15 protein-coding genes are annotated in these 20,572 nt (G+C 45.3%); 7 read left to right on the top strand and 8 right to left on the bottom strand.

All coding sequences use genetic code 11. The annotated features are described in order from the left end of the window. Window positions 1-162 precede the first annotated feature (162 nt). The 5 genes from HI950_RS13165 (at window position 163) to HI950_RS13145 (ending at window position 3,678) form a co-directional block, all read left to right on the top strand. Window positions 163-480 carry an ArsR/SmtB family transcription factor gene (locus HI950_RS13165; RefSeq protein WP_169082308.1) on the top strand — a complete coding sequence of 106 codons (318 nt, stop codon included), beginning with the start codon at window positions 163-165 and terminating at the stop codon, window positions 478-480. A 70-nt stretch (window positions 481-550) separates the two neighbouring features. After that, a complete protein-coding gene (locus HI950_RS13160) occupies window positions 551-1,843 on the top strand; it encodes an arsenic transporter (protein ID WP_169082309.1) in 1,293 nt (430 codons plus the stop codon). Window positions 1,844-1,868: 25 nt separating this feature from the next. Continuing rightward, window positions 1,869-2,291, top strand: coding sequence for an arsenate reductase (thioredoxin) (arsC, locus tag HI950_RS13155; RefSeq protein ID WP_169082310.1), 423 nt, complete (start codon window positions 1,869-1,871; stop codon window positions 2,289-2,291). Window positions 2,292-2,325: 34 nt separating this feature from the next. Next, window positions 2,326-2,757 (top strand): protein-tyrosine phosphatase family protein, encoded by a 432-nt coding sequence (locus HI950_RS13150; protein WP_169082311.1) that lies wholly within the window; start codon window positions 2,326-2,328, stop codon window positions 2,755-2,757. 132 nt (window positions 2,758-2,889) lie between these two features. Then, complete coding sequence (locus HI950_RS13145; protein ID WP_169082312.1) at window positions 2,890-3,678, top strand: class I SAM-dependent methyltransferase; 789 nt, start codon at window positions 2,890-2,892, stop codon at window positions 3,676-3,678. Here HI950_RS13145 and HI950_RS13140 read toward each other — a convergent pair. Beyond that, the gene (locus HI950_RS13140; protein ID WP_169082313.1) at window positions 3,675-4,268 is read right to left on the bottom strand and encodes a dienelactone hydrolase family protein; all 594 of its coding nucleotides are present in this window, start codon (window positions 4,266-4,268) and stop codon (window positions 3,675-3,677) included. The genes HI950_RS13145 and HI950_RS13140 overlap by 4 nt on opposite strands. 275 nt (window positions 4,269-4,543) lie before the next feature. Here HI950_RS13140 and HI950_RS13135 point away from each other — a divergent pair, with 275 nt between their 5' ends. Then, on the top strand, window positions 4,544-5,356 hold the full coding sequence (locus HI950_RS13135) for an alpha/beta fold hydrolase (RefSeq protein ID WP_169082790.1): 813 nt from the start codon (window positions 4,544-4,546) through the stop codon (window positions 5,354-5,356). A 79-nt stretch (window positions 5,357-5,435) separates the two neighbouring features. Here HI950_RS13135 and HI950_RS13130 read toward each other — a convergent pair whose 3' ends face one another. After that, window positions 5,436-7,049, bottom strand: a complete 1,614-nt coding sequence (locus tag HI950_RS13130) for an alkaline phosphatase family protein (RefSeq protein ID WP_169082314.1) — start codon at window positions 7,047-7,049, stop codon at window positions 5,436-5,438. Window positions 7,050-7,244: 195 nt separating this feature from the next. Continuing rightward, window positions 7,245-8,192, bottom strand: coding sequence for a DMT family transporter (locus HI950_RS13125; protein WP_169082315.1), 948 nt, complete (start codon window positions 8,190-8,192; stop codon window positions 7,245-7,247). A 116-nt stretch (window positions 8,193-8,308) separates the two neighbouring features. Between HI950_RS13125 and HI950_RS13120 the strand changes: the two genes are divergently transcribed. Continuing rightward, window positions 8,309-9,733 carry an aminotransferase-like domain-containing protein gene (locus HI950_RS13120; RefSeq protein ID WP_169082316.1) on the top strand — a complete coding sequence of 475 codons (1,425 nt, stop codon included), beginning with the start codon at window positions 8,309-8,311 and terminating at the stop codon, window positions 9,731-9,733. A gap of 60 nt (window positions 9,734-9,793) precedes the next feature. Here HI950_RS13120 and HI950_RS13115 read toward each other — a convergent pair whose 3' ends face one another. From HI950_RS13115 to HI950_RS13095, 5 genes are all read right to left on the bottom strand, one after another. Continuing rightward, a complete protein-coding gene (locus tag HI950_RS13115; RefSeq protein WP_169082317.1) occupies window positions 9,794-13,900 on the bottom strand; it encodes a beta-N-acetylglucosaminidase domain-containing protein in 4,107 nt (1,368 codons plus the stop codon). 210 nt (window positions 13,901-14,110) lie between these two features. Next, complete coding sequence (locus tag HI950_RS13110) at window positions 14,111-14,977, bottom strand: carbohydrate ABC transporter permease (RefSeq protein WP_169082318.1); 867 nt, start codon at window positions 14,975-14,977, stop codon at window positions 14,111-14,113. A gap of 12 nt (window positions 14,978-14,989) precedes the next feature. After that, window positions 14,990-15,910 (bottom strand): carbohydrate ABC transporter permease, encoded by a 921-nt coding sequence (locus HI950_RS13105; RefSeq protein ID WP_223285252.1) that lies wholly within the window; start codon window positions 15,908-15,910, stop codon window positions 14,990-14,992. Between the two features lie 81 nt (window positions 15,911-15,991). Further along, complete coding sequence (locus HI950_RS13100; RefSeq protein ID WP_169082319.1) at window positions 15,992-17,353, bottom strand: extracellular solute-binding protein; 1,362 nt, start codon at window positions 17,351-17,353, stop codon at window positions 15,992-15,994. Between the two features lie 211 nt (window positions 17,354-17,564). Further along, window positions 17,565-20,561, bottom strand: a complete 2,997-nt coding sequence (locus tag HI950_RS13095; RefSeq protein WP_187768083.1) for a sialidase domain-containing protein — start codon at window positions 20,559-20,561, stop codon at window positions 17,565-17,567. Window positions 20,562-20,572 lie beyond the last annotated feature (11 nt).

Raw genomic sequence — 20,572 nt, 5'->3', positions numbered from 1 at the left:
CCCCTGTATTACTTATAAATGATTTACTTGTAATTTGCAAGTTAATTTTTAACAAAATCTTAATATGCATTTTCGCTTATATAATACTTTACTTATATAATCAGCTGTGTATAATAAACATTGAAAGTTGCCCTTAGCTATGTGAAATAAAGGAGTGATTGCATGCTTCAACCGATTGACTCTCTTTCCGATACATTAAAGCTGCTGTCTGATAAGACTCGGCTTACCATTCTCGCCATGCTTAAAGAAAAAGAATTGTGCGTTTGCGATATCGTGACTATTCTTGCAACCACACAGCCAAATGTGAGCCAGCATTTAAAAAAATTAAAAGTTGGCGGACTGGTTAATGAAACAAGGCGGGCACAATGGATTTATTACTCGTTGAATCTTGAAGATAAACCTTATCTTCATGGCATTCTAGATATGCTCCCGTCCATGAAAGAGGAATTAAAAAAGCTGAGCAACGATTGCTGCAATTAAAGGCCAGCCCTGCTTCCAGCGCAGATAGTATGAACAACAAGATGGTATGACAGCGTCTTTAGGAGGAACTATGTTAGTTATCGCATCTATTATTTTTCTCATTACTCTGATTTTCGTCATTTGGCAGCCTAAAGGCCTAAATATCGGCTATTCGGCTGTTGGCGGAGCTATACTCGCCCTGCTCTTTGGTGTTGTAGATTTTAATGATGTGTGGGACGTAACCGGCATTGTCTGGAACGCAACATTGGCTTTTGTCGCGGTCATCCTGATCTCGCTCATTCTAGATGAGATTGGATTTTTCGAATGGTTGGCACTTCATATGGCACGCTTCGCAAAAGGCAATGGCTACCTCATGTTCTCCTTCGTCGTATTGCTCGGTGCTGCAGTCGCTGCTTTTTTTGCAAACGATGGCGCTGCACTGATTCTTACTCCGATTGTTCTTGCCATGGTCAGAGCGCTCAAATTTGATGATCGGATGATCCTTCCATTTATTATGGCTAGCGGATTTATTTCCGATACGGCTTCCTTGCCGCTTGTGGTCAGCAATTTGGTCAACATCGTTTCTTCTGATTTCTTTGGCATTGGATTTGCCGAGTATGCAAGCCGGATGATTATTCCAAACTTCTTTGCCGTTGGTGCAAGCTTGCTCGTTCTATTCCTGTTCTTCAGGAGAAGCATCCCTAGGAGCTATGATCTCAACCAGCTCAAACAGCCTCGTGATGCGATAAAAGATATGCGTATGTTTAAGCTGTCTTGGTTTGTCTTATCGGTATTATTGATTGCTTACCTAGTAAGCGAGTTCGTCCACATTCCGGTATCGATCGTAGCGGGTATAGCCGCTATCGTCTTTATTTTTGCAGCACGCAGAAGTCCCGCCATTCATTCAGGTGCTGTCATCAAGGGGGCACCATGGTCGGTTGTCGTCTTCTCTATCGGGATGTATGTCGTCGTTTACGGCCTCCGAAATGTCGGTCTCACTGATCAGCTCGGCAAGGTGTTTCAGTGGACAGCGGAGCAAGGTTTATTTATGGCAACGATCGGTACGGGCTTCATTGCTGCGATCCTCTCATCGATTATGAACAATATGCCTACCGTTATGATTGATGCTTTGGCTATTCAAGGCACGAATACAAACGGAGTGTTGCGAGAGGCTCTCATATATGCAAATGTTATAGGTTCCGATTTAGGTCCTAAAATTACGCCAATCGGATCGTTAGCAACCTTATTGTGGCTGCATGTGCTGTCCAAAAAAGGCGTGAAAATTACATGGGGCTATTACTTTAAGGTTGGAATCGTACTTACGCTTCCTGTTCTGTTTATTACGTTAGTTGGCCTTTACTTATGGCTTAGCATCATCCACTAAACGAATTTCAAAGGAGATAGGAAAAATGGAAAAGAAACTGGTTTATTTCTTGTGTACGGGCAACTCTTGCCGGAGTCAAATGGCAGATGGCTTTCTTAATGCTCTCGGCAGTGAGCAGTACGAAGTGAAAAGCGCAGGGCTTGAAGCTCACGGTTTGAACCCAAGAGCCGTTCAAGTTATGAAAGAAGCTGGCATAGATATTAGCCAAAACACTTCTAATGTGATCGATCCAGAAATTTTGAATCGCGCTGCCTACGTCATTACCCTTTGCGGCCATGCCGATGAGCATTGCCCTGTCATATCCAATCCGAATGTGATGAAATGGCATTGGGGCTTTGATGATCCGGCTAAAGCAGTCGGCACAGAGGATGAAATTATGGATCAATTCAAAAACGTTCGCGATGACATTAAAACACGTATCGAGAAATTTGTGAAAGAGGGACAATAAGATTCTGCCATCAAAGTTGGAGGAGTGCTCAAACATGAATAAAACTTATCATGCATTAATTCCTGGTCGTATATATATGGGCGGTGCCGATGACGTACAAGCTATGGTGGATCATGAAAATATTGAAATTGTCGTTGATTTAAGAGAAGGATCCGAGCAATGTGCAGCTACTGGTGAAGGGTTGAAATGGATCAAGGTGCCATTAGGCGATGAAGCAAATGAACCGCAAGAAAAATTGCTTCACACCGCTATTAAAGCTGTTGTAGAGAGCTACAAGGAAGGCAAAAAGGTCGCGTTTCATTGCGGGGGCGGCAAAGGCCGTACGGGAACCGTTGCATACGGGACACTGCTTGAGTTAGGCTTAGCCGATACCATTGAAGATGCAGAGCAGCAAGCCCAAAGCATTCGCTCGATATTGAATATAAAGCCTGCGCAGCGCAAATCATTAGAAGCCATTTATTCATAACAAATGAAGGAACGTTTGCATGGCAGGCTGCCGGTAAACGTTCTTTTTGTTTTAGGAAAAAAGTTGACAATTAAATCGTAAATGGTAATATATACCGTCTACGAACGAAAAATAAATCTAGGAGGTATGTGCATGCAAGAAAAACTGGCGATGGCGAATAAGGCTGCGTGGGAAACGAAAGCCTATCAGGCGTGGGTTCACATGTTTGGAACACCAGATGAACTTGCAAGCGAGCTAAAGCTGAAGCACAAGCATCATCTTCGGTATTGGTTAAAGTACATGGGTGATCCAACGGGCAAACGAGTTCTTAACCTGCTTGGCTCGCACGGACGAAAGGCAATTTCTCTAGCATTGCTTGGCGCTGATGTTACCGTGGTGGACATCTCAGAAGAAAATCGGTTGTACGCAATACAGACTGCCGCTGCAGCCAGTGTGAAGCTCGACTATATCTGTTCTGACGTCTTGCATATCCCAAATGAAGATTCATTAGGCGAATTTGACATCGTGTTGATGGAATTTGGTATTTTGCATTATTTTACAGACCTGAGCTCTATCTTTTCTGTAGTTCGTCGCAGATTAGGGAAAAATGGTCGGCTTATCTTGACTGACTTTCATCCTTTCGCACGTGCATGGATGAACACAACCAATTTAAAACAGCCATCTGGCAATTACTTTGACGATCATGTTAGAGAAGGAGAAGTGGCTTTTGCTAAACTTCTGCCCGATGAAGAACGCTCTGGACTTGGGAAGGTGCAGATTCGAAGCTGGACAATCGGTGATATTATATCAGCAATTGCGACTGCAGGATTATGTATACGGACCTTTGAAGAAATACCAAGCCCCACAGATCCGAGGTTTCCAGAGTTTTACACTCTTATCGCGGATACCATTGATATTGAATTATCCCCATTACATCCCTAAACGCTTTGAAAAAAATCAATCATTGCTTGAAAAGTCTGCTGCGCTGACTTTGCATGATACTTGGTAGAGTAAGGGTCACTAAATCCATGCTGTCCGCTGCATTTATAAGCCTCGATATCTTTTTCAACCAAAGATGAAATAAGCTCGTCCACCTCAAATGCTGGTTCTTCTTGCGGAAAAAAGAGCAGAGCTGGGCATTGTGGCGATAAATCTACATAATTCCTAATCCGTGAACCATAGTATCCTACAATTCCATCGATGTTCTTTTCTTCGCTGCATAACCAGGCAATCGTAGCTCCTACGCTAAATCCGGCAATAAATATTTTTTGATATTTGTCTTTCAGACCTAATACAAGACTTATTATTTGATGCGAGGCCTGCGTAAAACCTACATGCTCCATAAAATGACGATAAGCCGCTTCCTCATGCGCATAATCAAACGGTAATTCTCGATCTAATAAATTTGGACAAATGATATCAAAATGACGGTCGGATAACGATTCGCAAATATAGTTCATATGCTTGTTAACACCATATATCTCATGAATAACGATGATGACCGTATCCGAATTTTTGTTTATTTTTATCATTCTGCTCCCTCCATTGACCCAATAAAATAAGCTGCTTGGCATATTATACATGAATAATTTGTTCAAGCAGCTTATTTTTTTGTGCTACTGTTCTAAATATTTTTTGCTGAGCTGTCGATATTACTCTCACTCGTTCGTCGTCATAGTAGAGGCTCGGAATTTCGAACAAAAGGGGTAAGCTGCAATTCGTTCCTGACTGCACCTGCGGCTTTTGTCTGAGGCGGCTATCTAATAATTCCAAAAAAATTTGCAACATCAGCAAAGGAGAAAAAATGATGAACTCAGCAATTTCAAAAGACGGCACTAAGATTGCCTATGACAAAACCGGTCAAGGACCGGCGCTCATACTGGTAGCGGGCGCGTTCAGCTACCGAAAATTCCCTGGGCAGGTTCAGCTCGCTAATCTGTTATCAAAGGACTTCACAGTCTACAATTACGACCGCCGCGGCCGCGGCGATAGCGGTGACACACAGCCCTATGCAATAGCTCGCGAAATTGAAGATCTTCAAGCAATGATGGATGAAGCTGGCGGCTCGGCCCATGTTTGGGGATTGTCATCCGGGGCCGCTCTTGCCCTACAGGCAGCTGCGAGTGGGGTAAGCATCACAAAGCTTGCCCTTCATGAACCTCCTTTTGTGGTCGATGCTGCTGATCGCAAGCCTCCGAAAAATTTCGTGAAACACGTTACCGAGCTTATAGCCGCTAATCAACGGGCCGAGGCCATCACTTATTTTATGACACAAGGAATGGGTGCCCCTTCCTTCGTCGTTCATTTAATGCGGATTATGCCGGGCGTGTGGTCTAGGCTCATGGCTGTCGCTCACACGCTCCCCTACGATGCGGTATTGCTCGATGGTTATATGGACGGAAAGCCGCTGCCTGCTCAATTATGGAGCAAAGTGACAATGCCAACGCTTGTGATCGAAGGCACTGAAAGCCCTGCTGCGCTGCGTCATGGTGCTCAGGCACTGGCAAGCGTACTCCCCAATGCGCAATTGCTTAGCAAAAAGGGACTCGGCCATACGAAGAAGCTCGATTCAAAAAAGATTTCATCGGAGCTCGCAGCATTTTTTATAGGTAATCACTAACTACTGACTTGCCTTGCGCTTGAACCATTGAAACAAAAAACGCTTGATCCTATAAGATTAGGATCAAGCGTTTTGATTTTTATTTTACACTTTGATTCGCATCATTCGTATCAAGTAACAATTTTAGCAAAAATGATTTTAAATCGACAATTCGCAAGTATTCCGGCTTTTGCTCCGTTCCGCATATGATCAGAGGAATCAAAGATTCATCTTTACGAATCGAACCGTGACCTCCGCCCCCTTTGTGCAAAGGTGAGCTTCTGTCTGCCAATTCATAGCCCGGCTTTGCAGTAACGACCAAAAACTGTCCCTTGTGAGAATGCAAAGCTCCTGACAATCGTTGTAAAACATCAGGATATTGTCCGTACTCCAGCGCATGGTTTGCAATCTTTAAATCCAACACCTCAGTATCCTGCTCGATTGTCCAAGCTTGCTTATATGGGTCAATAATGTTGCCTTTCGCTTTGTACTTGAGCTCTTTGGCTGTTTTTCCTTGGACCGCATAAATCCAACCGTTTTCCTTCCACGAAACAAAATCAATGCGCGGATCAGCTTTTAACAGCTTTGCGATGTCTCTTAACGATTGGCTCGATTGAAGTGCGTATACGTAAGCCATCGTTTCATTTACGGCAAGGACGATTTCCGTTTCTTCCGTAACAGCTTCTCCCTGGCGCAGAACCTGATAGTCGCCGAAAATGGATGGCAGGTCGATAACCGGATTTTTTTCGGCAGGTAAAATTTGAGTCATCCCGCTATCCCCTGCGATTATAAAAATCGCTTTGCTTAAAGCTTTTTCCGGAGAACCGTATGATTTTAAAAGTGATTGAAGCTGCCGATCCAGTTCCTTGACGCCTTTGATATCAGAAGGACCTTTCTTATGCAGCTTCTGATCCAAATCAGGCAAATACACATAGGAAAAATCCGGCAATTTATTTTCATTGATCAAGTATTGAATCATTTCTATGGAAAATGAATTATTTAAGCCTAAGCGACTGGTTAAACCGTCAGACAGATTTTTAATGCCTTGAAGCGGATTGGACAATGAGCCTAACGCGAAATAATCCGGACCTTTTACTTTCACCTCACTCGGTAAAGAGGTTGGACCTTGTATCCACGGAGGAATCGAAAGCGTATGGTTACTCATCCCCCGATAGATCAAACCATTAATAGAACCGGATTTCAGCCCATGCTCCGCCAGTTCTTCATAGATGGTAGGCAGATGGGGATTCAGATGCTTCCCGTTTAAGTTGATTAATCCATCAACCAAGACCGGATCAACGCCATGCTTTATCACTTCCATCGGTCCGGTTCCATAATTGATAACTTTCTTTTCTTCCGTAGAATACCAGGTCAGTCCCGGCACATGATGGCTATTCGGATATTTACCCGTTATGAGTGAGCTGTCGATGGTTACAGACATTGTGGGAAACGAGCTCACCATGTCCTTATAATACTGGCCGTGTTCGATGAGGAATTGAAAGGTGGGAAGCTCATTTTGCCTAATGCCTTCATCGATCGCTCCAGCCATTAAAGAATCAATGAGCAGGAGGATGATTTTTTTCGACTGATCTCCTTGGATTGATTTTACATGCATTAAGTCTTGTTCTTTCGGTTTCGATCCCTGATTTTGGCATCCAAAGGCTATGGCAAAAATGAAAATGATCAGCCCAAGCCGGCTAATTTTTTGTCTCATGTTAAATCCACATCCTCGAAATGATTTAGACGTCTTCATACTTCCAGGTAACTGAATTGGTTTATTTTGCCCATTTGCACGCCACATATCCTTCGAAAGCGAAGCAATCCAATTTAACTTGCATAAATTCAACAAAAAAAGACCATTTTTTAATGGTCTTAGCTGCTTTTATAACTAATATGATAACTTCGGTGATCACCAATCTCGCATCTCAGCAGCTTTTCTAACGGATATTGAGACTGCTGTTCTCCTCTTATCAATCAATAGTTTCAAACTGTCCAGATTGGCGCAAATCGTTCCACCGATAATAGTAAACACTCCTATTACCGACAACCAAGTAATGGTCTCTCCATATAATAAAACGCCAAGTACGAGGGCAATTGTTGGTGAAATATAGAGCCAAGTTGCCGGAAAGATAGGATTTGTTTTGGCGATCAGCCAATAGAAGAGACTGTGTCCTACCATTGATCCGATAACGATTAAGTAGAGTAAGGACCCGATTGCTTTTGTCGTTAACATGCTCTGGATGTCCACTTGTTCTGTGATCGATGACAGAATAAGAAGCAGCAGTCCTCCCCAAATCATTTGAACTGCGTTAAGTGCAATGGGTGATGCTTGCGGGAATCGTTGAATGACTCGTTTGGAATATAGAGTACCCGATGCATAGAAGATCTGTCCGAATAAAATAGCGACGCAGCCGATAATCCACCCTATGTCATGGGATAGAGACAATCGTGGAAGCAGTAAGATAACGATTCCTGCGAATCCAAGCAAACATCCGAATACGGAGCGTGCTGACGTCTTCTGCCGCATGACAAGCACTTGCAGCACAAGAATGATCATAGGTGCCGTAGCTGATAAAACAGCTGCGATACCGGATGAGACGTATTGCTCGGCCCAGTACAAAGTTGCGAATGTACCGAACGTCAGTCCTATTCCCGTAATAAACATTTCCTTGTGAATGAGCAGAGCAAAGCTTGCTTTTTTCTTCCATACGAGCCAGAGAAACAATAGCAGGCCTGCAACAAAGAACCTTATTCCCGCTGAGAAGAACGGCGGTGTTGAAGCATCGACCCCTATCTTTATGGCTAAAAATGTCGTGCCAAAAATGAAACATATGAGCAAGTAATTGATAATAATCATGTATGCTCCCCCCTCTTGCTACGTATCATACACTGCAATGAATAGAACAGTTGTATAATAGTAGAACAGATTGCCAAAGCATAATGTACAATAAACGTTAAGGGGGAGGAGAAATAATGAAGAAGGCATCATCATCCACGCAGGACAGCAAACTACTTTTCAGGCTAGCATACGATTACATCATGATCAGAATCGAGCGTGGAGAGTTGGAAGCGCATGACAAGCTGCCTTCAATACGGCTGCTCGCCCAAGATCTCAAGATACATCGGCTGACTGTGTTTCGAGCCTATCAGTTATTGAAACAAAACGAGAAGGTCTATGTAAAAGAGAAATCAGGTTATTATGTAAGTCCAATCAATCCGAAAGAGGCTATACCTGGCCATACGGACATTAGCCCTCAAACCTCTTCCAGCTATCTAAAAAATGCTTTGGCAGAAATCCAACAGATACCCGTTACTTATCAATTGTCCCAATCACTCATTGATCCGAATTTGCTGCCGAATCTATACCTATCTGAATATGTGAAAAAAGTGTTTGATATCTATCCGAAGTTAATGGGAACGTATTCCAGTGTACAAGGGGATGAAGAGCTTCGTGAGTTCCTTAGCCGCTACTTGGTGCGAAATCACAATCTTCAACTGACAGAAAACGATCTGTTGATTACGACGGGCGGCCAACAAGCGATTGACTTAATTTCCAGGGTCTACATTAAACCAATGGATTACATCTTGGTAGAGAGACCTACCTATAGCGCTGCGCTCGATATGTTCCGCCAACAGGGGGCACGGTTTCTAACTGTCGACATTTACCCGAGCGGCTATGATTTGGAGAAGGTTGAAATGCTCATGAAACAATATCGCCCCCGGATTTTCTATATGAATCCTACCTTTCATAACCCGACAGGATATACGGTTCCTGCTGCTCAGCGTAAGCAGCTTGTTGAGCTGGCTGAACGTTATCGCTGTTTACTAATAGAAGATGATGCGATTCACGAAATGTATTTTGATCAGCCGCCGCCTCAGCCTTTTTTTTCATACGATACTGATGGATGGGTTGTATATCTCCGCAGCTTCAGTAAATATATATCGCCTGGTCTGCGCATTTGTGCCGTCATCGGTCGTCAGTCAGTAATAAAACCACTCATTATCGCAAAATCTTTGGCTGATAACGGAACGCCGCTGGTCAATCAGAAAATATTTTTACATTATTTCGAGTCAGAACGAATGAAACAACACTTAGACAAACTGCGCATCGCCCTCCAAATAAGAAAAGAGATTGTTGAGGAGGAATTGTCTGCAACCGGATGGACCTGGGATAGCCCAAAAGGAGGCTTTAACTTATGGCTTAAGCTTCCCGAAGCGCTTCCTGTGGAGGCGTTTTTGAACGAAAGCATCCGGCAATCCGTCTCTTTTATTCCTGGCATAATCTGTGATCCGCTTAGAGAGATGCGGTCATGGATACGTTTGAGCTACTCCTTTGTCAATGAAGGGCAATTGCGGGATGGAGCCAGACGACTCGCAGATATCGCTCAGCGATTCTAAAAAAATACAAACAGAAAAGGAGCATTCCAATTACAGAATGCTCCTTCTCTTCCTAGCCTTTTACTCTAAAATCTTCCGCGCTGCCAGCGCCAAATCGTCAATATTGATCATACCGTCGTTTGTTAAATCGGCATGCTTCACTTGCTCCCAGTCCGGACTGCTTGTGTCTTTGCCGTAATTCGCGGCTACAATGGCGAGATCCCCAATCGATACTTTGCCATCATTGTTCACGTCACCCGGAATGCCTGCAGGTGCCGAGGTGACTTGAATACGGAAAGTTGAAGCTGCCGCTTCCGTCTCCGTACCCTGATCATTACCCATCATCATTTTGGATACCTTTATGGTGCTTTCAGCCGTTTGGGTCACCGTCTTTGCTTTAAACTTCAGCTCTAAGAGCTGAACATCGCCAGTGATCGCATACTTTGATCCTTCGCTAACCATTAGAAGCCGAATCTTGCCAGGAGTATGCTTCGCCGCATCCAGCAGCTTAACTCCTTCTTTCAGCGACTTCGAGGACACCAATTCCAGCATATTTGCGTCGTAATCCAGTGTAACGTCAAGCGCATAAACACTTTCCGTCACGCTCTTTAAGCCAAGCTGCAGATCAAATAACTGGCCTCCGGCGACAGATGCGGCACCCGTTAACTCCGAATATGCCCCTTCTGGAACAATGACTCCTCCATCCCTCTTCACAGGTATCATCTCATGGATCTTCGGCTTCATTGCTCCGTCCCACGCAAGCTTAACCTCCAGCACATTTGTGTATTTGGACGTGTCAATAACGTTGTACGACTGTGATAATAACCCTGCTTGATGCCAGCCCTTCAGGTCCCTTACCGATACCTCCGCATTCGAGATGCCAAGCGGGCTTTGCATTATAATCACCTTACTTAGCTCCGTTTCATGCGAGAGCTTGTAATTCAGAACGCCTGACTCCGTTTGTGCCATCGGCGTATAAAAGGTTGACAGCTTATGGTCGATGGCATAATCCGCTTCATTCCCGAGCGGCCCTTGCGGACTTGCTTGAATGGAAGGGTTCTCCCTTGCTGTGTTTGGCAAGCCTTCATTGACGAGAATTTCATTAAGGGCAAGCCAAGAAGCATCGTTTACTGTAGAGACCAGCCTGATATATCTGGCTGGTTTGCCATCCACCTGAACTCTCTTATACCGGTATGGAACCTCATGCTCTGGGAAATTCAGACTCCGATCATTCGGATTGTTGAAGCTATGAATCGTTTCCCAATTTTGACCATCTAAGGACAGCTGTAGATCGCCTTTGCGAAAATAATCCCCTTCACCATCGCCGATAACGACAGCTGCATTTTGCACATTGATAATGCCGCCCAAGTCGACTTGAACATATTTGCCAAGCCTTTGTTCTCCTCCAAACCAAACCTTACTCTCTAACTTCCCGTTAAAAATATCCTGCAGCGCACCTTGATAGACGCTCTCGTAATTATGAGTGACAGTAGGCTCGGAAAACGTATTCATCCTCATCATTAAGCGGCTTAAAACAAATGGAATAGGATCATTCCCTTTGTTTATTAATCGGATGTAAGCGGCATTGCTATACGGGCCTCCTACGGTTACCGTTTGCCATTCAACGCCATTTTCCGATGATTCAAGCACCGCTTGTTGCACTGTGCTTTCGAGAGAAATTTCGGATATTTTCACAATAGACGGCAGTTTGATCCCTACGTATTGGGAAGGCTCCAGCGTCATTTCTCCTATGTCATTTAGCTCAGCGGATGCATTAGCAGCAATGACAGCGGTTTGCTTCAGCTCCTCCACATTCGTATAGATAGCTGCTTTTCCTTTATTCGCATTAACCGTAAATTCTCTAATCGCTGTCCACAGGTCGGGCTTGCCGCCGGGAATTCCCGCATGCGTCAATCGGTATCTGACGTATCTCGCTTCCAAGTCGAGCTCACTCGCAACGATCTTAAAGCCTGATCTCTCCTCTCCAATTGCCGTCCAAGATTGCTTGTCGTTGGAATATTCAAGAATACCTCTTTGAAAGATATCATGATCCGTGTCGGTTCTGCCTTGTATGATCGCAACATCATAAACCTTAACCGTTTTGCCAAAATCGATCCCGTACCAGTCGCCGTTTTTTTGCAGCGTTTGGAAATAGGTGGACGTGCTGTTGTCTCCATCAATCATTCGATTCAGCCCCGCTGGCGAGCCGTACGAGCTCATAGGAAGCGGAACTACAAATGCAGGGTCAATCGATGTATAAATTTGCGCATCCAGCTTGCTCATTAATTGTTCGGCAAAAGGAACGAGGCGCTTCGCACCCGCTTCCACCGTAACATCGGGAGAGTTTAATTTTTTGATCTTAATCTTCTTCGACTCCGACAGCGCATTTGTCGCTTTGGCGAGTCCTTCCCATGCCGACCCCAGCTCTCCCTGTTGAAGCGCAATCGCCGATTGTGCCGCGTATTTGCTTGACTCCACAACATAGCGCAAGCTGTTCAGCCATGGGTCAATCTCCTCCAGCATACTCGGATTTTGACTTTTTTCTTTGAACTTTTCGATGGCCTGCAGTACATGATCAAATTCGGTAATCAAGGTCTGCCCGACCGCTTCAACTGATTGCTCATTCGCAAATCGGCTAAGAAACTGCTCAAGCTCGGCCTTTACATTTTCCGACTCCCCTACCTGCAATCCATGCCCGCTTGGCGATGGATCGCTCAAATGGTAGGCAATCGTATTTAGCTCGGACGCAGCCTCCGGTGCCACGTAATCGAAGGAATTTTGCCAGCTCTCATCGCTGTTGAAATCATCCACGTTCCATGTATAATCGGCAACGGCGAACAATGCAATTTTCGATAGCTCCGCATGCCCCATTGGATTGGATACAACGCCTGAAAGATTATGCGTGCCGGGGGTTAGCACTTCCCCTTTGCCCAGCATAAGTCTCGAATCCTTATAATCATTTACCGGCCAGTTCAACCATACATAAGGATTTCTGCCATGGGCATCCTTCGGCCACTGCATATCGGTCGTATTTACCGTTCCAACGACGCCTCTTCCGGTCCACATGATTTCAACGTTTTCCGGAACGCTGCGCAGCGCTTGCAGATAAGGCTTGCCCGACTCTCCCGTCCAGCCCTGATTGTAAAATGGCGGGCAATAGATCAACGATTTGACATCGCCCTTTGCTGTGACCCACTTGGCAACATCCGAAATGAGCTTCACATGCTTGTCTTTGTCGATCAAAGATTGAGCGGTGCTGATGTCATCCATGAACAAGCCGAATTGGCGAACGCCGACGCTATAAAGCTGGTCCAGCTTGGCAAGCAGCGTTTGAAGCTCCGTGTCATAATGGTTCCAATTAATCATGTTGAAGCCGGGATGGATCGCCCATACGAATTGTGTTTTGGATGCATGGCCGACATCGACAAGCTCCTTGATTTTCGCCAATTCATGAGCTGGATACAGCGTTCTCCAAGAGGAATTATGATACTTATCGTCCTTTGGCGCAAAAATATACGAATTCATTTTGACGGTTCCGCCAAATCGCATTAAGCTGATCCGATCCTCATGCGACCACGGAAATCCGTAGAACCCTTCGATAAAGCCTCTCCACTTCGCATCGGAATAGTCCTCGAATTTCACCGATTGAATGCTCATCCCTGCCATTTGGTCAAAAATCATCTTTAAAGTAGCAAGCGCATAATACGCTGCATCCGTATTGGCTCCTAATATTGCGATGCTGCCAGCTTGCGTCGGCTTCTTGTCTATATCCAAAACGTACGCATCATTTTTGCTAAAAAGAGCAGCATCGTATTCCACGTTTTGCTCAAAGAAGGCGTTTACGTTTCCACCTGAATGTCTGACTCCAATCAGAACATTGGTTTTACCTGGTACAGCCGACTCCGATCTCGTCACATGAATCGCTTTTGTAGAAAGTATGCTGTTAATAAGATTAGTTGTCGGTTCATCGATGGCGCTTTCAATAACGAGATTCACCTCATCTGTAATCGAAAAGCTTCCTCCGTAGTAGGTCTCGTTATGAGGCAGTGGGTAAACTTCATAGGTGCCCTCGCTGTTGCCAGCCTTGAGCTGGGCTTCAGTTGATTGGGCAGCCGAGCTTACCAGGTTAGAAAATACAGTTGTCAGCATGAAAAGTGCGATTAACAGGCTAATTGTCTTTCTAGACATCTTATCCTTGCCTCCTTTGTTTATCACCATTAGTTTCATCTGAATGCCCGCATTCGGGCATAACAAAAAAAACCTCCTTCATGAAAGCCGGAGATCTGGCTGCGAATATCCCTAGAGGTCATTGGGGCGATTCGATCGCCGCCAATGTCTCTCTGCTGATTCTGTGGATGGGTATGAAAACCTTTGAATAGGCGGTGGCAGCGCTTAGCGTTACCCTTTTAAAGCGCCTGCCGTAAGTCCGCCCGTAATTTGCCGCTGATAGAGAACATACATCATGATGACAGGGATCATCGAGATCGCTAATCCCGCGAATAATGGCCCCCACTCCGTCCTATACTGCATCTCCGCCTGCATAATCGCAATCCCAACAGGGACGGTGTACTTCTCGGGATCATTGATCAAAACCGTCGCCATAATATATTCATTCCATACGGTCAACGCGTTCATAATGCCAACGGTCACCAGTCCCGGCTTCGATAACGGAAGCATAATGCGGAAGAAAATGCCGTAATTCGAGCTGCCATCAATGGTCGCGGCCTCTTCCAACTCCTTCGGAAGCGTCTTATAGAAGCCTACGAGAAAGAAGATTGCAAATGGAAGAATGCCGATTGTGCCGACAGAATAAACGATCATAAGCCCAAATAAGGAATTCGACAAATGAAGATCGCTGAGCAGAAAAAATAACGGGATCAATCCGAGCGTTGTCGGAATCATCATCGAGGCAACATAAACAAAGTAAAGCGTACCTCTTCCCTTAAATGTATAACGAGCCAATATGTAAGCCGTCGTCGCGGCCATTACCAATGACACGATCATACTGCCGACAGTGACCATTATCGAATTGAAGAAATAGTCGCCAAAATGCGCCCGGCTCCATACATCCGCGTAATTTTCAAAGCGAAACAGCGTTGGTATATCCCATGGCTTGCCCTGCATAACCTGTTTGTTATCCTTCAATGAGGTTAAAAATGTCCAAATGACCGGGTAAAGGACAAGCAAAGTCCAAAGCAATAATAAAATACGAACGACCGATTTCGATAGGACTAGCAGCGGCTTTTTGGTTGCAAGCTCATTCATTTGTTCACCTCATTACATTTCTATAGTGTCCCGATGAAGAATTCGGTTTAGAATCAAGGTTGTGATTAAGGATAATACAAGAATCAGAACACCGATGGTTGCCCCATAACTGAGATGATATTGCTTGAAGCCCATTTGATACAAATAATAGCCGAGCACCTGCGTCTGATTATCCGGACCACCCTCCGTCATAAGCTTGACGATGATAAATGATCCATTCAGCGTAGTTATGACAATGTGGATAACCGACGTCTTGAATTGTTCCCAAATGAGCGGCAGCGTAATTTTCGTAAACTGCTGCCATTCGTTAGCCCCGTCTATGCCCGCTGCTTCATACAAGGAGCTGGGAATCCCGAGAATAGAAGCTATGATGAGAAGCATATAGAAGCCGATCCCTGCCCATACGCTCGGCGGGAGCAGCGACCAAATCGCGAGGTTTGGCGACCCGAGCCAGTTCGTCGTTACGGGATTTTCGGTAAACAATGAGAGAAACGCATTCAGAAAGCCAAGCGTCGGATTATAAATAAAGCTCCACAACACTCCGATAACGACAACGGATATAATGTTTGGAAAGAAGAAGACGACACGGTAAAATCCATATTCCTTAAGCTTTAATCTGGTTAAGGCGACCGCAAAGAAGGTAGCCAGCAGCATGATCAGAATGACCTTCCAGAAGATGAGAAAATAATCATTCTTAATGGCTGTTGGAATAATGGAATCCGCGAATAGCTCCTTATAATTATCGATTCCGATAAAATTCATCGTTTCCGACCCGCCGGACCAATCAAAGAAGCTCAAGTATAAACCGCGGGCCAAAGGATAGATCGTAAATAACGAGAACAAAGCTAGCGTGGGGAGCAGGAAGCTTGCAATAAACAGCTTGCGGCTCCGTGAGCTTGTATTTTTCTTTTTCTTAATGGTCGAGATCATCATTTCCTGCCTCCCTTATGATTTGAAAGAACAATCAGAGGAACGAGCGTCCTCTGATTGTTAGAATGAAGAGAGGTAATCGTATTAACGCGCCTTAGCCGCAGCTTTCTCCATCCGGTCGATCCACTCATCCGGTGTAATCGTCTTTTGCAGCAAAGCGATTGTTGCATCATTTTGCGCTTGCTCAAGGTCCGAATTCAATTTAAATACTGGAGCTACGATCGTATCGCCGCCGTTAAAATAGTTCATCGCTGTTTTCACGACATTGCTTGCGCTGGAGGATTCCAAGTCAGCTTTCACGTTCATCAATGCGCCTGTAATCTCTGCCCAGCGTACGGCTGCTTTTTTCGTGAAGATAAACTCGATAAACGCTTTTGCAGCTTCCGGGTTTTTCGCTTTTTTAGCAATCGCGATATTGCTTGTGTAAGGAATCGCTACATATTTACCGCCTGCATTTTGCATAACCGAAGGAATAAATCCGAATGTAAAGCCTTCAGGCGTATCCTTGCTCATTTCATTTTCCAGCCATAAGCCGTTCGGAATCATGGCATCCTTATGCTGCAGGAACAGCATTTGCGAATCGGTATGATTCATGCCGAAGGACGCATTGTCGAAGTAGCCTTTGTCACGCATATCAACAAGCTTCGCCAGCGTTTTCTTAACGGCATCATTGTTGAAGGAGCCTTCTTTGGCAGCTTCCTGATCCTTCAGAATTTGCGGGTTATCGCCGTTCTCGGAAACAAAACCAGAGTTAAGCAGTCCGCCGACGATGTAGTATGGATATTTGCCTGTGTGGATGTATGGGTTAATGCCCGCAGCTTTAATTTGTTCGCTTGTCGCCATGAAGCTTTCCCAATCCGTTGGCACAGCCCAGCCTTTTTCTTTGAAGAGAGCCGCGTCATAGAACGTTCCCCATGAGCCGAATACCATTGGAATCGTATAGTGCTTGCCGCCAAAGTCTTGAGGACCGGCAATCAGATTGCCGACAAGGTTTTCGCCGTCAACATTGCTTGCTTGCTTCACCCAATCCGTGATGTCCATTAGCTGGTCATCTTGAACCATTTGCGTTTCGTTTGAACCGGCGCCATCAATGTAAACGACATCCGGCGGATTGCCTTGAATCCAGCGCGGCTTCATTTGCTCATTGATTTGGGAGCCAGCGGATTCCTTGATTTTCAAATCAGGGTACTTCTGCTGAAATTCGCCAATGACTTCCTTCCACCATGCATCGCCATACCCGCCGACAAAGTATTGGATTTCAAAATCTCCCGAAATGGTTGGCTCCTCTGCAGGCTTCGCTGTTTCTTGGGCCTTCGGAGCATCTGTTGGCTTCTCGGTCGCTGCAGGCGGATTATTGTTTCCGTTGCCGCCGCAGCCAGACAGAGCTAGCAGCACTAGAAAAAGCGCCATTCCAAATGTTACTCTTTTTTTGAATTTGTTCCCCATTTCGTGTAATCCTCCTTAAAGTATCGTTCCGTCTTCTTTCACCCAAAATCCTATGAACTCTAGTTGCTTTCATTCGATTGTTCCCTCATTATATAAGCTGATTAAGCGCTCCCAAATGATATCTTTTGTTGTGAAGTTGATGTTTTTTGTTCTCATCTTAATTCCTTATCCCAATTAGAAAAGGGTAGGCCCACGGCCTACCCTTGGTTCATTATTCTAAGATGATTTTGGCAACGGCTGCGAGATCCTCAATATCGATTTTTTGGTCTTTATTGATATCTGCCCGCTTGGCTTGCTCCCAATCCAGACTTGCTGAATCCTTCCCATATTGGGCAGCTACAATGCCAAGATCGCCAACGCTTACCTTGCCATCGCCATTGATATCTCCATGCAATCCAGTAGGAGCCGGCGTTATCAATAGGCTATGCGATGACGGAGCAGCTTCCGTTTCCATGCCAAGCTCATCCCCTAGCAAAGCGGAAGTGACTTCAATTACTCCCGTAGCCGCCTCGCTCGCTTCCTTCGCTATAAAGCTAAGCTCAAGCAATTGCGCATCACCCGTCAGGGGATGAGCTGCGCCCGCGCTAGCGAGTATGAAGCGGATTTTGCCGGGCACGCTCGTATTGGTTTCCATTAATTGAATACCCTCGATCAATGATTTGGCGGATGCAAATGACATAACGGCAGGGTCATACTGCACCGTGATATCTTGCGCGTATACGCTTTGCGTTACATTTTTCAAGCTTAATTTCATGTTGAATGCTTCACCGGACACGGCTTCGCTTGGACCCGTTAGTCCAGTTGAATCACCCTTCACCTCAATTGCGCCCGATATGACCTGCGTTTCCAGCTTATTTGCATCTGCTTGCGTATTCAGTGCATTTCCGTAAGCGTTGTAGCCTTTGAGATTGTCTGCAAACGCAGCTTTCAATGTATAGGTGCCAGATGCAAGCTCAGGGAACTCCGTTTCGAAAATAAATTCCGTGCCCGAGCTATTTTGGCTTGCCAGTTGGAACACGACCGCTGTATCGCCGATTGTGCCTTTTAAGCTTTTATCGCCGCTAAGCATCATATAATGATTAAATACCGTTTTGATCCGCAGCTTGTCATTTGCCGCATATCCATCTGGCTTAGGCGATTCAATCGCAATTGCGTTCAGCTTCGCTTCAGGACTGCTTCCTTGAAGCTGCCATTTCAAATATTGCTGATTAAATTTGATAAAGCTCATCTCTGCGCTTCCGGTTCCTTCATAGAACAGGCCGATTTCACCATTTGCTAGATTAGCTAGACTCGAATACGCATAATGGCCTTCCTTCACCAGCTGCGAATATTTCCAATCAAATTCATATTTCGTTCGGCCATTTGAATAAGTGCCATTTTCAACAATCAAGCCCGCTTTAACCGTGCCGTTTATTCGGCTTGACGAGCTTCCAGGGCTGGCAAAAATAACAGCTTCCTTCCCATCAATTTGTCCGTCATAACGAATAGCCGTCATTTGACAGTAAGCAGCAGGCAGGCCGCGTTCGGTCACAACCTCCGAATCCCATGTTTCGCCACCGTCAAAGCTTGTCGCGATTTGGGCAAAGCCCGAATAATTTCGCATGAACAGCTTCAACTGGCCATCCGGCATTTCAACAACCTGTGATTCTGTAAGCTCATTGCCTGTAAAAGTTCTTTCATTTAAAGTAACCCCGTTCACAATTCGCCCTTCATTAGGCGATTCGCCGCGATGCCAGGTAACGCCATGATCATCGCTATAGATGACTGCGCTTGCTTGCGAGCTATTCTCATTCGTGAAATAAACGGGGAAAACAAGTCTTCCCGCTTTATCCCCTTCTGTCAACTGGATTCCCGTCCCCGGTCCGGCACCGAGGAAGGCCATCCATTCTTCTTTCATCCCCGGGTTCAAATCCACTGGACCTTCCCACGTTAGACCCTCATCATCGCTGTGCCATAGCTCAAGATAAGAGGTTCGAATCGGCTTTAAAGGAGAAGCAGGCAGGAAAATATGGCTTATCTTAACATCGTTGTTATACAAGTTTCTCTTCTGATCTACCTTGTACGTTGTTTTCACGTTTGCGCTGTCATACACCTCGCCATTTTCTCTTACGGTGTACTCGTTATTGCTTTGATCCTTAAGCAGCAAATATTGCTTACCATTTACCGACTTAAAGCCGCTGCCCTTCACCGACGTAGGATACCCTCCGCCATCGGGAAAGCCGAGGACCAGCGAGAAGATTCTCTTCGTTTCACGATCCTGCAGCAAGGATTGATCAATATTGGATGCGTTTCCAGGATAGTTATTGATGAGAACGCCATTCTCTTCCCATGTCTGCCCGTTGTCCAAGCTTCTTCTTACGAGCATATCAATGTTTGCGGGAGAGTCGCCGCCATGGCTGATCCGTTTATCGATACCTGCTAACAGCGTTCCGTCTTCCGTTTGCAGCAGCGCAGGAATACGGTATGCGTTAGAGCCGTATTGACCTGGATAATAAACCGAGTACGGATCTGTAATCAAGGCACCCTCCGGCAAAGGAGTTTGAACCGGAGTCGTATTCGTTACTCCTGTAATGGCAAGCAGCTCTTGGTCGGCCAGCGGTTTGCTGTATACCTCTGCAAAATCAATCTCGCCGTTAAAGGAATATTGATTGGAGCCAGCGGGTCTTTCCGTACGTCCCAATTGCGCGCTATTGGGCTCAAAAACATTGCTCATAAACTTTCTTGCCGATGTCGTATCCGTTTTAACGAGCTTTCCATCAAGGAAATATTTATAGCCCTGATTTTTGTCCACGACCATTGCCACGGTATGAACCTCATTCTGCTTCACGGCAATGTCGGCTTTGACATGCGTATTAACCGCTGTTTGTCCCGGCGCTTCTAAACGGTTTTCGCTGCCAATGGCTGCCGGCGTAATGTAGATATGAAAATGCCCGTTAGCCTTCGTGCTGTTGCTAAGCGAGAATAAGGACATAATCGAGGTGCCGGTATAACGAAATCTAACGATAATCGTTCCTTCCTCAAGCCCTTTCAGCGCATCCACTTTATCGTTTAAATTTGTATAGTTATTGGTGTAGATTTGTTGATTTTCGGCACGGAATACTAAGCTTGGATCAGGTGTCTCCAAGGGCTGTTCATTGGCCATTATCGTCGCTGGAAGCATGGTGAACATCAGGATCAATGCAAGAATGGCAGATGCGGCTTTTTTCAATGTATACCTCT

It is taken from the genome of Paenibacillus sp. PL91 (assembly GCF_012935325.2).
In the GTDB taxonomy this organism is placed as follows: domain Bacteria; phylum Bacillota; class Bacilli; order Paenibacillales; family Paenibacillaceae; genus Pristimantibacillus.
The sequence above is the reverse complement of the archived record's forward strand: the minus strand, read 5'-3'. Positions and strand labels throughout refer to the sequence as shown.

What these genes read in the sequence shown, in the direction of transcription:
- HI950_RS13165 (WP_169082308.1), top strand. Translation starts at nt 163, where the DNA reads ATGCTTCAACCGATTGACTCTCTTTCCGATACATTAAAGCTGCTGTCT.
- HI950_RS13160 (WP_169082309.1), top strand. Translation starts at nt 551, where the DNA reads ATGTTAGTTATCGCATCTATTATTTTTCTCATTACTCTGATTTTCGTC.
- arsC (WP_169082310.1), top strand. Translation starts at nt 1,869, where the DNA reads ATGGAAAAGAAACTGGTTTATTTCTTGTGTACGGGCAACTCTTGCCGG.
- HI950_RS13150 (WP_169082311.1), top strand. Translation starts at nt 2,326, where the DNA reads ATGAATAAAACTTATCATGCATTAATTCCTGGTCGTATATATATGGGC.
- HI950_RS13145 (WP_169082312.1), top strand. Translation starts at nt 2,890, where the DNA reads ATGCAAGAAAAACTGGCGATGGCGAATAAGGCTGCGTGGGAAACGAAA.
- HI950_RS13140 (WP_169082313.1), bottom strand. Translation starts at nt 4,268, where the DNA reads ATGATAAAAATAAACAAAAATTCGGATACGGTCATCATCGTTATTCAT.
- HI950_RS13135 (WP_169082790.1), top strand. Translation starts at nt 4,544, where the DNA reads ATGAACTCAGCAATTTCAAAAGACGGCACTAAGATTGCCTATGACAAA.
- HI950_RS13130 (WP_169082314.1), bottom strand. Translation starts at nt 7,049, where the DNA reads ATGAGACAAAAAATTAGCCGGCTTGGGCTGATCATTTTCATTTTTGCC.
- HI950_RS13125 (WP_169082315.1), bottom strand. Translation starts at nt 8,192, where the DNA reads ATGATTATTATCAATTACTTGCTCATATGTTTCATTTTTGGCACGACA.
- HI950_RS13120 (WP_169082316.1), top strand. Translation starts at nt 8,309, where the DNA reads ATGAAGAAGGCATCATCATCCACGCAGGACAGCAAACTACTTTTCAGG.
- HI950_RS13115 (WP_169082317.1), bottom strand. Translation starts at nt 13,900, where the DNA reads ATGTCTAGAAAGACAATTAGCCTGTTAATCGCACTTTTCATGCTGACA.
- HI950_RS13110 (WP_169082318.1), bottom strand. Translation starts at nt 14,977, where the DNA reads ATGAATGAGCTTGCAACCAAAAAGCCGCTGCTAGTCCTATCGAAATCG.
- HI950_RS13105 (WP_223285252.1), bottom strand. Translation starts at nt 15,910, where the DNA reads ATGATGATCTCGACCATTAAGAAAAAGAAAAATACAAGCTCACGGAGC.
- HI950_RS13100 (WP_169082319.1), bottom strand. Translation starts at nt 17,353, where the DNA reads ATGGGGAACAAATTCAAAAAAAGAGTAACATTTGGAATGGCGCTTTTT.